This is a genomic window from Nocardia wallacei, from assembly GCF_014466955.1.
In the GTDB taxonomy this organism is placed as follows: domain Bacteria; phylum Actinomycetota; class Actinomycetes; order Mycobacteriales; family Mycobacteriaceae; genus Nocardia; species Nocardia wallacei.
In genome coordinates, this window is the sequence record NZ_AP023396.1 from 7,679,286 (window position 1) to 7,691,627 (window position 12,342).

General features: G+C 68.8%; 10 protein-coding genes. 8 read left to right on the forward strand and 2 right to left on the reverse strand.

All coding sequences use genetic code 11. From position 1 onward, the window contains the following. The first annotated feature begins 189 nt into the window (after positions 1 to 189). From NWFMUON74_RS34475 to NWFMUON74_RS34500, 6 genes are all read left to right on the forward strand, one after another. Positions 190 to 1,491, forward strand: a complete 1,302-nt coding sequence (locus NWFMUON74_RS34475) for an ABC transporter substrate-binding protein (protein ID WP_187685854.1) — start codon at positions 190 to 192, stop codon at positions 1,489 to 1,491. 46 nt (positions 1,492 to 1,537) lie between these two features. Beyond that, complete coding sequence (locus tag NWFMUON74_RS34480) at positions 1,538 to 2,563, forward strand: carbohydrate ABC transporter permease (RefSeq protein ID WP_187685855.1); 1,026 nt, start codon at positions 1,538 to 1,540, stop codon at positions 2,561 to 2,563. After that, positions 2,563 to 3,459: a carbohydrate ABC transporter permease gene (locus tag NWFMUON74_RS34485; protein WP_187685856.1), complete on the forward strand. Its 897-nt coding sequence runs from the start codon at positions 2,563 to 2,565 to the stop codon at positions 3,457 to 3,459. Before NWFMUON74_RS34480 ends, NWFMUON74_RS34485 begins: the two co-directional genes overlap by 1 nt. 126 nt (positions 3,460 to 3,585) lie before the next feature. Continuing rightward, the gene (locus NWFMUON74_RS34490) at positions 3,586 to 5,862 is read left to right on the forward strand and encodes a transglycosylase domain-containing protein (RefSeq protein ID WP_187685857.1); all 2,277 of its coding nucleotides are present in this window, start codon (positions 3,586 to 3,588) and stop codon (positions 5,860 to 5,862) included. Between the two features lie 301 nt (positions 5,863 to 6,163). Continuing rightward, positions 6,164 to 6,634, forward strand: coding sequence for a GyrI-like domain-containing protein (locus tag NWFMUON74_RS34495; protein ID WP_187685858.1), 471 nt, complete (start codon positions 6,164 to 6,166; stop codon positions 6,632 to 6,634). Positions 6,635 to 6,646: 12 nt separating this feature from the next. After that, entirely contained in the window at positions 6,647 to 7,072 is a 426-nt protein-coding gene (locus NWFMUON74_RS34500) for a GyrI-like domain-containing protein (protein ID WP_187685859.1), read from the forward strand. A 66-nt stretch (positions 7,073 to 7,138) separates the two neighbouring features. Here the strand turns inward: NWFMUON74_RS34500 and NWFMUON74_RS34505 are convergent, their stop codons facing one another. Both NWFMUON74_RS34505 and NWFMUON74_RS34510 read right to left on the reverse strand, forming a co-directional pair. Next, positions 7,139 to 8,257, reverse strand: coding sequence for an inositol-3-phosphate synthase (locus NWFMUON74_RS34505; protein ID WP_187685860.1), 1,119 nt, complete (start codon positions 8,255 to 8,257; stop codon positions 7,139 to 7,141). Beyond that, positions 8,250 to 8,807, reverse strand: coding sequence for a PadR family transcriptional regulator (locus NWFMUON74_RS34510; RefSeq protein ID WP_187685861.1), 558 nt, complete (start codon positions 8,805 to 8,807; stop codon positions 8,250 to 8,252). The genes NWFMUON74_RS34505 and NWFMUON74_RS34510 overlap by 8 nt, the downstream gene beginning before the upstream one ends. Before the next feature lie 193 nt (positions 8,808 to 9,000). Between NWFMUON74_RS34510 and NWFMUON74_RS34515 the strand changes: the two genes are divergently transcribed. Both NWFMUON74_RS34515 and NWFMUON74_RS34520 read left to right on the forward strand, forming a co-directional pair. Continuing rightward, positions 9,001 to 9,408: a DUF5318 domain-containing protein gene (locus tag NWFMUON74_RS34515; protein WP_425300483.1), complete on the forward strand. Its 408-nt coding sequence runs from the start codon at positions 9,001 to 9,003 to the stop codon at positions 9,406 to 9,408. A gap of 461 nt (positions 9,409 to 9,869) precedes the next feature. After that, positions 9,870 to 12,338 (forward strand): transglycosylase domain-containing protein, encoded by a 2,469-nt coding sequence (locus NWFMUON74_RS34520; protein WP_187685862.1) that lies wholly within the window; start codon positions 9,870 to 9,872, stop codon positions 12,336 to 12,338. Positions 12,339 to 12,342: the final 4 nt, after the last annotated feature.

Sequence of the window (12,342 nt, forward strand, 5' to 3'; positions counted from 1 at the left end):
CGGAGCCCAGGATAGAAGAACCGGCCGACACAACTCGCGGCGAACAATGTATCTTGCCTTGTGCAACCGGCTGAGTGTGCTGGCGCTCACGAGCACTCCTCGCTGGCGTTCGGCGTCACTCGTGCACCGGAGCGCGCTGTGTCGATGGTTCGCTCACAAGCTCGCTCACGTCTCGACCCTGGAGTATCGATGGCTTTGAACAAGGTGTCGTCACGACGCTCGTCCCTGGTGTCTCGCGCCGCGCTGGCCGCCGTCTCGGCCGCGCTGCTCACCGCGACCTTCACCAGTGCGTGCTCGAGCGGCGGGGGTGACGACGCCACCAATCAGAACCTGAGCGGCCGCGGCCCCATCACCTACGTGGAGGGCAAGGACACCACGGAGTCGGGTGCGGTGAAGCAGCTCATCGAGCGCTGGAACGCCACCCATCCCGACGAGAAGGTGACGTTCAAGGAACAGTCCAACGACGCCTCCCAGCAGTACGACGACCTGGCTCAGCACATGCGGGCCAAGCAGCCGGACTACGACGTGATGGCGCTGGACGTGCCGTGGACCGCGGAGTTCGCGGCGAAGGGCTGGATCCAGCCGCTGCAGGACTCCTTCGCCATCGACACCGCCACGCTGCTGTCGCCGACGGTCGCCAGCGCCACCTACAAGGGCACCCTCTACGCGGCTCCGCGCAACACCAACGGCGGCCTGCTGTACTACCGCAAGGACCTGGTGCCGAACCCGCCGAAGACCTGGACGGAGCTGCTGAACGACTGTGGCGCCGCGCGCGACCACCAGATCGGTTGCTACGCCGGGCAATTCGCGCCCTACGAGGGGTTGACGGTGAACTCGGCCGAGGTCATCAACGCCTTCGGCGGCACCTTCGTCGGCCCGGACGGCAAGACGCCGACGGTGAACAGCCCGCAGGCCCGCGCCGGACTGCAGGTGCTCGTCGACGCGTACAAGAACGGGGAGATCCCCAAGGAGTCCATCTCCTTCAAGGAGCCCGAGAGCCAGAACGCCTTCGCCCAGGGCAAGTTGCTGTTCCTGCGCACCTGGCCGAACTTCTACGGCGTCGCCAACGCCGACTCCTCGGTGGTGAAGGGCAACGTCGGCGTCGCCCCACTGCCCGGCAAGGACGGCATCGGCGCGTCGACCCTCGGTGGGTACAACGCGGCGATCAGCGCGTACTCCAAGCACAAGGCCACCGCGCTGGACTTCCTGCGCTTCATGATCAGCGAGGACGCCCAGCGCATCGTCGCCGAGGGCGCGTTCCCGCCGGTGCGGCAGTCGATGTACGACGACCCGGCCCTGATCGCCAAGTTCCCCTACCTGCCGGCGCTCAAGGATTCCATCGCCAGCGCGGTGCCGCGCCCGGTCACCCCCTACTATCCCGCGGTGTCGAAAGCCATCCAGGACAACGCCTATGCTGCGTTGACCGGAGCCAAATCCGTCGACGACGCGATCACCGGCATGCAGAAGGGCATCCAGGCGGCCGGATCGTAGACGACGGAGAAGCACCCACCGAGCCAGCCCCGTAGGAGAGAAGAACGTGTCAGATCCTTCGGGAGCGACCGACCTCGCGCCGCCCGCCGCACCGGCGGAACCGACTCCGAGTCGGCGGGCCGGATCCCGAAGCAGTTCCCCGGGTTCGGCGCGGCCGTGGTTGTTCGTCGCACCCGTACTCGTGACGCTGGCCGTCATCATCGGGTATCCCGTGGTGCGGGCGGTGGTGATGTCCTTCCAGAAGGACTCGGGGCTCAACGACGCCACCGGGATGTTCGAGGAGGGCGGGTTCGCCGGGTTCGACAACTACACGCACTGGCTGCTGCAGCAGTGCACCCTGCCCGGCGGAGCCTACGAGGCCTGCCCCACCGGCAACCTGGGCTCGCAGTTCTGGGTGGCCATCGGCATCACGCTGCTGTTCACGGTGGTGACCGTGGCGCTGGAGGCGACCATCGGGCTCGGCATGGCCGTGGTGATGGGTAAGACCTTCCGCGGCCGGGCGCTGCTGCGGGCGGCGGTGCTGATCCCGTGGGCGATCCCGACCGCGGTCACGGCTCGGCTGTGGGAGTTCATGTTCCAGTACGACGGGGTGGTGAACCGGGTGCTGGGCACCCACATCCTGTGGCAGACCGACCCGTGGTGGTCGCGGTTCGCGGTGATCATCGCCGACGTCTGGAAGACCACGCCGTTCATGGCGCTGCTCGTTCTGGCCGGGCTGCAGGTCATTCCGGGCGATGTGTACGAGGCGGCGCGGGTCGACGGCGCCTCGGCGTGGCAGCGCTTCACCCACATCACGCTGCCGCTGCTGAAGCCCGCGCTGCTGGTCGCGGTGCTGTTCCGCACGATGGACGCGCTGCGCCTCTACGACCTGCCGGCGATCATGACGCAGGGCAACCCGGCGACCCGGACCATCTCGATCCTGGTGGTCGACCAGGTGCGCCAGGGCCAGAACAGTGCCGCGGCGCTGTCGGTCATCACCTTCCTGTTGATCTTCGCGGTCGCCTTCGTACTGGTGAAGGTGCTGGGCGCCAATGCCGTAGCGACCCAGGAAGAACAGCGGAAGGCGCACTGATGACCACGCTCACCGACGCGCCCACCGGCGCCACCGCCGCCACCGTCACCGCCGACGTGCCGTGGACCCAGCGCCTGCGTTCGGCTCGGGTCTACGTCGGCGCGCTGATCGTGCTGGTGTGGGGACTGGGACCGTTCTACTGGATGGTGGTCACCGCCTTCCGGGACCCGGCCTACACCTTCGAGAACACGCCCTGGCCCACCCACGTCACGCTGGAGAACTTCCGCAACGCGTTCGACACCAGCCGCGGCAACGATTTCGGGCGGGCGGTCACCAACAGCATCATCATCGGCCTCGCCACGGCGGCCCTCGCGCTGCTGATCGGCATGCTGGCCGCCTACGCCCTGGCCCGCCTCACGTTCCGGGGCAAGACCCTGGTGGCCGGGCTGGTGCTGAGCGCGTCGATGTTCCCGGTGGTGGTGCTGGTGACGCCGCTGTTCCAGCTGTTCACCGATATCGGCTGGATCGGCCACTACCAGGCGCTGATCATCCCGAACATCTCGTTCGTGCTGCCGCTGACGGTCTACATCCTGGCGTCGTTCTTCGCCGAGTTGCCGTGGGAACTCGAGGAGGCCGCGCGCATCGACGGCGCCACCCGCTTCCAGGCCTTCCGCCTGATCATGCTGCCCCTGGCCGCACCGGCCGTATTCACCACCGCGATCCTGGCTTTCATCGCCGCGGTGAACGAATACCTGCTGGCCCGCCTGCTGTCGGCGGATTCCACCGAACCGGTCACCGTCGCCATCGCCCGATTCTCCGGCAACGACCCCCTGGTCCAGCCCTACGCCGCGATCATGGCCGCCGGCACCATCGTCACCGTCCCGCTGGTCATCATGGTGCTGCTCTTCCAGCGCCGCATCATCTCCGGCCTGACCGCGGGCGGCGTCAAGAGCTGACAGCACGCGCGGTCGAACCAGTAGTCTGTGTTTCGAATGGGGTTTTCGCGGTAGTTCGCTCTTTGTTGCGGTAGTTCGATCCTTGTTCGGGTAGGTGTTCGTGCAATAGGTCCGGCATCTCAGGAGATGATCGTGAGTTCGATCCGTAAGCGACGGCACCACGACAATCGGAACGACGCCCCGTACGCCTCGGTCGCCGGATGGAACGAGCCACCGAGTGGCACGGCACGGCGGCAGCGCGAGCAGCAGTACCGGCTCCGGCGGCGCGGGCGGCCACCCACCCTCGAGACGCCGCAGTCCCGGCCGCCGCGCACGCGGGCGCAGCGGGTGCGGCGGCTGCTGCTGGCCCTGTTCGTGATCTTCCTGGTATTTCCGGCGCTGTTGATGACACTGGCGTACTGGAGCGCCGAGATCCCCGATCCGGCGGCGGTGCAGACCAATCAGATCGCCACCATCACCGCCTCCGACGGCACCACGGTGCTCGCGAAAGTGGTTCCGCCGGAAGGCAATCGGACGCCGGTGCCGCTGTCGGACGTGCCGCAGCCGGTCCGCGACGCGATGCTGTCGGCTGAGGACCGCAACTTCTACACCAATCCCGGCTACTCGGCCTCGGCGTTCCTGCGCGCGGCCCGCGACAACGTGCTGTCCCGGGACGACGCCGGGGGCGGGTCGACGATCACCCAGCAGTACGTCAAGAACGCCTTCCTCAGCTCCGAACGCACCCTGTCGCGCAAGATGCGGGAGCTGATCATCTCCGCGAAGATGGCGCGGCAGTGGAGCAAGGACGACATCCTCGCCGCCTACTTCAACACCATCTACTACGGCCGCGGCGCGTACGGCATCGCGGCGGCGGCCAAGGCGTACTTCGACAAGCCGGTGCCGGAGCTGACCCTGGCCGAGGGCGCGGTGCTGGCCGCGGTGGTGCGCACGCCGTCGATCCTCGACCCGGAAACCCATCTGCCGCAACTGAAGGCGCGCTGGAACTACGTCCTCGACGGCATGGTCGAGATGGGCACGCTGCCCGGGGCGCAGCGGCCCGGGCTGCGGTTCCCGGAGATCGCGCCGATCACGGTCGCGGCCGACGATGCCGCGCACGGCCCGGCCGGGCTGGTCCGTACCCAGGTGCTGCGCGAGCTGCGCGCGGCCGGGGTGAGCGAGCAGGAGATCAATACCGGCGCGCTGCAGGTGGTGACGACCATCGACGCGCGTGCCCAGCAGTCCGCCGTGGACGCGGTGCACGACCGCCTCGGTCCGCAGCCGCCGGAACTGCGCGGGGCGGTGGTGTCGATCGATCCGCGGTCGGGTGCGGTGCGCGCCTACTACGGTGGCGACGACGGCGTCGGATTCGATTTCGCTCAGGCTCCGCTGCAGACGGGTTCGTCGTTCAAGACGTTCGCGGTGCTGGCGGCGCTGCAGCAGGGCGTCTCGCTGTCGTACCAGCTCGACAGCGGCCCGGTGACGGTGAACGGGGTCAGGGTCACCAATGTCGAGGGCGAGTCGTGCGGAACCTGTTCGCTCGCAGAGGCTTTCAAGCGCTCGCTGAACACCAGTTTCTACCGGCTCGCCGATGTGGTGGGCCCGCAGGCCATCGCCGACGCCGCGCACCTGGCCGGGATTCCGGACCAGATTCCGGGGGTGCCCGGCAAGACGCTCACCGAGGAGGGCGGCGGCATCCCCACGCCGTCGATCGTGCTGGGCGTCTATTCGGTGCGGCCCATCGATATGGCCTCGGCGTACGCGACCATCGCGGCGTCGGGGGTGTACCACCGGCCGTATTTCGTGCAGCGCGTCGTCGCCGGTGACGGCCGGGTGCTGCTGGACCGCGGCGCGCCCGGGCAGGGCCGCATGCCGCCGGGCGAACAGCGACTGCCCAGGCACGTGGCCGACGGTGTCACGCAGGCGATGCAGCCGATCGCGGCATACTCGAACCGGCACGATCTGGCCGGGCGGCCGTCGGCGGCCAAGACGGGCACCACGCAGCTGGGCGACACCGGCGCCAACAAGGACGCCTGGATGATCGGCTTCACGCCGTCGCTGGCGACGGCGGTGTGGGTGGGCACCGAACAGTCCCAGCCGATCCGTACCTCGCGCGGCGCCCCGATCTACGGCTCCGGACTGCCCGCGGACATCTGGAAGCAGACCATGGACGGCGCGCTGGCGGGCAGCCCGGTCGAGCAGTTCCCCACGCCCGGTCCGGCCGCTTCCGCGGGTCCGCTGTTCGGTGGCCCGCCCGCCCCGCCGACGGAGGCGCAGGGCCCGTTCGATGTGCTCGCGCCGCCGTCGGACTCGCCGCCGGATCCGGTGATCGTATTCCCGCCCGCGCCACCCGAACCCGCGCCCGCACCGCCGGAACCGAGACAGGTCGAGATCTTCCCGGGCCTGAGCATCCCCGTGCCGGGCTGATCCGAGCCGGATGACGGGGACACGCCGCAGCGGTTGTGACAAACCGAATCCTCGTTGTGCGACCGTCGGCCAGCCGCCGCCGATAGGGTGGAGCCGGTGCGAAAGGGCAGGTCCCGTGGAATCGATGACGTGGCAAGGACCGGGCCGGGATGATCATGGCCGAACCGAAATGATTCCGAACGGGTAGATGTCCGACGGCGATGGCAGGATGCAGGAGGATGTGCGCACAGTGAGTAACCAGTCCGGCGTCGGTCCGAGCCGCGCGGGACGGCACACAGCACGAGACATAGGGGCGACACCGGTGGATTTCAATGTCGTTGACCGCCACGAGACGCTGGTGGCGGGGACGGTGCTACGGAGCCCGGCGCTGGCGGTCGAGGGACCGCGGCGGTTGCGGGTGGAGGAGGCGTGGAAGCGCAATCTGGCGCGCCCGTTACCCGGCCCGCCGGCGACCGCGTACGTCGACCACGCACCGGAGATCGGTTCGTATCTGACCCACATCGTCGGTTATCGCTGCGACAGCCTGGCCGATCTGCAGCCCGGTGACGTACTGGCCCGGGTGCCGGCGGGCCGGTTCGCGCGGTTCATCCGCACCGGCGACGACCTCGGCGACACCATCGTGTCCGTGTGGCGGGCGGTGTGGGATCTGGAGGCGGCCGGTGCGCTGGTGCGCGCCTACACCGGCGATTTCGAGCACTATCCGGACGTGCGGACGGTCGAGGTCTTCGTCGCCCTGAAGGACGACGGCACGACCGGCGACGGCGACGAGTAGAGGGGGCACACCGTGGACTTCGAGATCGTCACGCTGGACGAGAGCCTGGTGGCCGGCCTCACCGTCCCGCTGGCGGGCCGCGAGGTGACCGCCCGCGACCTGGACCTGGTCAACTTCACCTGGGACCGGTACCTGTGCCGGGAGAAGAGCGTGCCGCGGGTGGCGGCCTACATCGGCCAGCACGACCACGCCGTCGCCGTGCTCGGCTACGCGCTGGATTCGCTGGAGCAACTCGACGTCGGCGACGTCATGACCCGCATACCGGCCGGGCGCTACGCCAAGTTCGTCGTCTCCGACAAGCCCTACGACCTGCTGCGCACGGCGTGGGCACAGGTCGCCAAGGCCGAGAGCGCCGGGACCATCACCCGTTCCCACACCGCGGAGGTCGAGCGCTACACGGGGCCGACGTCGGTCGAGGTATACGTCTCACTGGACTGAGGGCGAAAAGCAAAGCCCGGCCGAGGATTCGGACCGGGCTTTCCCTCGTTCGCGGAAAGCTCCTGCCTATTCCGCTCCCACAATGAAGGTTTCCAGCTCCGCGCGGGCGACGTCGTCGGCCATCTGCTTCGGCGGGGACTTCATCAGGTAGGCCGAGGCCGGGAGGATCGGGCCGCCGAGGCCGCGGTCCTTGGCGATCTTGGCCGCGCGGATGGCGTCGATGATGATGCCCGCCGAGTTCGGCGAGTCCCACACCTCGAGCTTGTACTCCAGGTTCAGCGGCACATCGCCGAAGGCGCGGCCCTCGAGCCGCACGTAGGCCCACTTGCGGTCGTCGAGCCAGCCGACGTGGTCGGACGGGCCGATGTGCACGTCGCCCGCGCCCAGCTCCTTCTTGAGGTTGCTGGTGACGGCCTGGGTCTTGGAGATCTTCTTGGACTCCAGCCGCTCCCGCTCGAGCATGTTCTTGAAGTCCATGTTGCCGCCCACGTTGAGCTGCATGGTGCGGTCCAGCTGCACGCCGCGGTCCTCGAACAGCTTGGCCATCACGCGGTGGGTGATGGTGGCGCCGACCTGGCTCTTGATGTCGTCACCGACGATCGGGACACCGGCGTCGACGAACTTCTTCGCCCAGACCGGGTCGGAGGCGATGAAGACCGGCAGCGCGTTCACGAATGCGACACCGGCGTCGATGGCACACTGCGCGTAGAACTTGTCGGCCTCCTCGGAACCCACCGGGAGGTAGGACACCAGCACGTCGACCTTCGCGTCCTTCAGCGCCTGGACCACGTCGACGGCCTCGGCGTCGGACAGCTCGATGGTCTCGGCGTAGTACTTGCCGATGCCGTCCAGCGTCGGGCCACGCTGCACACCGACACCGCTCGGCGGCACGTCGGAGATCTTGATGGTGTTGTTCTCGCTGGCGAAGATCGCGTCCGACAGGTCGAATCCGACCTTCTTGGCGTCGACGTCGAACGCGGCGACGAACTTCACGTCGCGCACGTGGTAAGGGCCGAACTTGACGTGCATGAGGCCGGGGACGGTCGCGTTCTCGTCCGCGTCCTTGTAGTACTGCACGCCCTGGACCAGCGAGGAGGCGCAGTTGCCCACACCCACGATGGCCACGCGAATCTCGGTGTCGGATGCGGCGCTCGCGCCGTGCTCAGCCGTGTTGACATCACTCATGGCCGATATTTCCCTCTTTCTGTGGTGCCGCCTTCATTGACTGCTCCGCTGCAATCAACTCGTTGAGCCAGCGCACTTCGCGCTCGCTTGATTCGAGCCCGAGCTGGTGGAGCTGGCGGGTATAGCGATCCAGGGTTCCGCTGGCCCGTTTGATCGCCTCCCGCAGACCTTCTCGGCGCTCTTCGACCTGCCGTCGTCTGCCCTCGAGGATCCGCATCCGCGCCTCGGCGGGGGTGCGGCTGAAGAAGGCGAGATGAACGCCGAAGCCGTCGTCGGTGTAGTTCTGCGGACCGGTGTCGGCGAGTAGTTCGCTGAAGCGCTCTCGACCCGGTTCGGTCAGTTGGTAGACCCGGCGCGCCCGTCGCGTGACCGCGCCGGCGGGACTCTCCTCCGCGATCAACCCGTCGGCCTGCATGCGGCGCAGGGTCGGGTAGAGCGAACCGTAGGAGAAGGCTCGGAACGGTCCCAGCAGGCCGGTCAGCCGCTTGCGCAGCTCGTAGCCGTGCATGGGCGACTCCAGGAGCAGCCCGAGAATCGCGAGTTCGAGCACGGGCCTCACCTCCTGACTGTTGTCTGCAGATCTAACCGGTAGATGCGATTCCAAACTATATCGCACCGATACATTGAGTGAGAGGCCGACAGGAAAACCGAGCGGTCGGACGGCGTTGAGCCCACCCGTACCCGGGGCATTCCATCGAACAGCGCGGCAGCGCGTGTCGGGTGTCCCCGCTACTCTGGGATGCGTGCGAATTCAGCGGCAGGTAGTGGACTATGCGCTCCGGCGCAGGTCGCTGCTGGCCGACGTCTATGCGGGCCGAGTGGGCGTCGCCGAGGTGTGCGATGCGAACCCGTATCTGCTGCGGGCGGCGAAGTTCCACGGGCGGGGGAGCGAGGTCACATGCCCCATCTGCAGGAAAGAGCAGTTGACTCTCGTATCGTGGGTCTACGGCGAGGGGCTGGGCCCGGTGGCGGGTTCGGCCCGCACGCCCGAGGAGTTGGTCCGGTTGGCCGAGTCCCGTGAGGAGTTCACGGTGCACGTCGTCGAGGTGTGCCGAACCTGCAGCTGGAATCATCTGGTGCAGTCCTACGTGCTCGGGCACTCGCCGACGCCTCGTCGGCGTACCGGTACCCGGCGGACCGCCGCCGAGTGATGGGCACCGCCGACTGAAATGCGGAGCACAGGTGTGCCCGCCCGCGATCGATCGCCGGGAGGCGTAGCAGGCAGCGTGCGTGACCGCGTAGGCTCCCGCTTCGATCCCCAATCGAACAGCGCAACGATCGCAACGAGCTACCCGGACCGTTTCGAGTTATGGAGATCCAGGCTGTGACTTCGCCCCACGACGATGGCCCCCACGGTGAGCGACCCCCACGCGGCACGCAACCGCGGCCGGGCGGCTATCCGCCGCCGCGGCCGTCCGGCCCACCGCCCGGGCGTCCGCTACCGCCGGTCCGTCCGGGGCAGGGTCCCGGCCCCGCCCCGCGCGGCGGGCCACCGCCCCGCCGTCCCGGACCCCCGCCGCAGGGCGAGCCCCGCGGTCCGCAGCCGCCACGCGGACCGGGCGGCCAGCCGCCCCGCCGTCCGGGCCCGCCGCCGGGGCCGCGTTCCGGCCCGATGCCGGTGGACCCGGCCCGCGCCACGCAGAAGATGAGCCGGCCCGACCAGTCCACCAAGAAGATCTCGGCGGGCTCGCTGAGTGAGGCTGTCGCCCAGCGCAATCAGCGTTCCGGCACGGCGACCCGGCCCCGCCCCACGCGCGACGGCAGCCGCCCGGTCACCGGCGGGCACCGCGCGGCGGACGGCGCCCCGCCGTCCGGTCCGCCGCCCCGCAAGAACGGCGGCAGCGGCGGCTCGGGTCCCGGCGGCCGCCGCCCGCAGGCGAAGAAGAAATCGCCGTGGCGGATCGTGCGGCGCGTGCTCTATGTGCTGGTGGCGCTCGCCATCGTGGTGCCGAGCGCGGTCTTCCTGGTCGCGTACACCACCGTTTCGGTACCCCAGCCGGGCGATCTCAAAACCAATCAGGTCGCCTCGATCCTCGCCTCGGACGGCACCTCGGAACTCGCGAAGATCGTGCCGGACGACGGCAACCGCACCGACGTCACCATCGACCAGATCCCGCCGCACGTGCGCAACGCGGTGATCGCGGCCGAGGACCGGGACTTCTACACCAACCCCGGCTTCTCCATCTCCGGTTTCGCCCGTGCCGCCCGCGACAACGTGCTGGGCAAGGAGAGCGCCGGTGGTGGTTCGACGATCACCCAGCAGTACGTCAAGAACTCGATGGTCGGTAACCAGCGCTCGCTCAGCCGCAAGATGCGCGAGCTGGTGATCTCGGCCAAGATGGCGCGGCAGTGGAGCAAGGACGACATCCTCGCCGCCTATCTCAACACCATCCCCTTCGGCCGCGGCACCTTCGGCATCGACGCGGCGGCCCACGCCTACTTCGACAAGCCGGTCCAGGAGCTGACCGTCGAGGAGGGCGCGATGCTGGCCGCCACCATCCAGCAGCCCTACGGCCTGGACCCGGAGAACAACCCGAAGGGCGCCGAGGCGCGCTGGAACTACGTCCTCGACGGCATGGTCGGCGCGGGCTCGCTCCCGGCCGCCCAGCGCAAGGGCATGGTGTATCCGCAGGTGCAGCCGTCGGCCAAGGCAGGTGAGGAATCGGCCGGTTCCGGTCCCGAGGGACTGATCAAGCGACAGGTGCTCAACGAGCTGTCCGAGGCCGGTATCAGCGACACCCAGCTCAACACCGAGGGCCTGCAGATCACCACCACGATCGACGCGAAGGCGCAGCAGGCCGCCGTCGACGCCGCCCGCAAGAACATGCAGGGCGAGCCGGAGAACCTGCGCACCGCGGTGGTGTCGGTCGATCCCAAGACGGGTGCGGTGCGCGCCTACTACGGCGGCGAGAACGGCCAGGGCTACGACTTCGCCAACGCGGGCCTGATGCCCGGTTCGTCGTTCAAGGTCTTCGGCCTGGCGGCGAATCTCGAACTGGGCAAACCGCTTTCGACGATGTACGACAGCTCGCCGCTGACGGTGAACGGCATCAAGATCACCAACGTCGAGGGCGAGCAGTGCGGCACCTGCACCATCGCCGAGGCCCTCAAGCGGTCGCTGAACACCAGCTTCTACCGCATGGAGCTGGACATGGGCCAGAACTCCGGCCCGCAGAAGATCGCCGCCATGGCGCACAAGCTGGGCATCCCGGACACGATCCCGGGCGTGGGCAAGTCGCTGGTCGACCCCGACGGCGGCCCGCCCAACAACGGCATCGTCCTGGGTCAGTACCAGGCCCGGCCGCTGGATATGGCCTCGGCGTACGCCACGCTGGCCGCCTCCGGCGTCTTCCACAAGCCGCACTTCATCTCCAAGGTCGTGACCGCCGACGGGCAGGTCCTGCTCGACCGCGGCGAGGTCGCCGGTGAGCAGCGCGTCCCCGCCGCCATCGCCGACAACGTGACCTCCGCGATGCAGCCGATCGCCGGCTGGTCGCGCCACCACGACCTGGCCGGTGGGCGCGCCTCGGCGGCCAAGACCGGTACCGCCCAGCTCGGCGACACCGGCGAGAACCGCGACGCCTGGATGGTCGGCTACACACCGCAGTTGTCCACGGCGGTGTGGGTCGGCACCGAGGAGGGCGAGAAGCTGCGCAACTCCAGCGGCGCCATGATCTACGGCTCCGGCCTGCCGTCGGACATCTGGAAGGACACCATGGACGGCGCCCTGAAGGGCACCCCCAACGTGAACTTCCCCAAGCCGGCGCCGATCGCCGGGCAGGCGGGTGTGCCGTCGTGGACTGCCGCCTACACCCCGCCCTCGACGACGCAGGAGTACGTCCCGCCGGTGGTTGTGACCCCGTCGCAGGTGGAGATCCTGCCGGGCATCACCATCCCGGTGCCGGGCCTGGCGCCCAACCAGCGCTTGCAGCAACAGCAACAGCAGCAAGGCCAAGGGCAGCAACAGGACTCGGGCGCGGGTCCGCTACCGGGACAGCCGGTCGCGCCGTCCGGAGAACCGAGCGCCCCGGAAGGTAATCAGCAGGGGACAGGGAACGGTACGTCACCGCGGCAACGGTAGCCTC

Coding starts and splice junctions, on each gene's coding strand:
- NWFMUON74_RS34475 (WP_187685854.1), top strand. CDS start 190: ATGGCTTTGAACAAGGTGTCGTCACGACGCTCGTCCCTGGTGTCTCGC.
- NWFMUON74_RS34485 (WP_187685856.1), top strand. CDS start 2,563: ATGACCACGCTCACCGACGCGCCCACCGGCGCCACCGCCGCCACCGTC.
- NWFMUON74_RS34490 (WP_187685857.1), top strand. CDS start 3,586: ATGATCGTGAGTTCGATCCGTAAGCGACGGCACCACGACAATCGGAAC.
- NWFMUON74_RS34505 (WP_187685860.1), bottom strand. CDS start 8,257: ATGAGTGATGTCAACACGGCTGAGCACGGCGCGAGCGCCGCATCCGAC.
- NWFMUON74_RS34520 (WP_187685862.1), top strand. CDS start 9,870: ATGCCGGTGGACCCGGCCCGCGCCACGCAGAAGATGAGCCGGCCCGAC.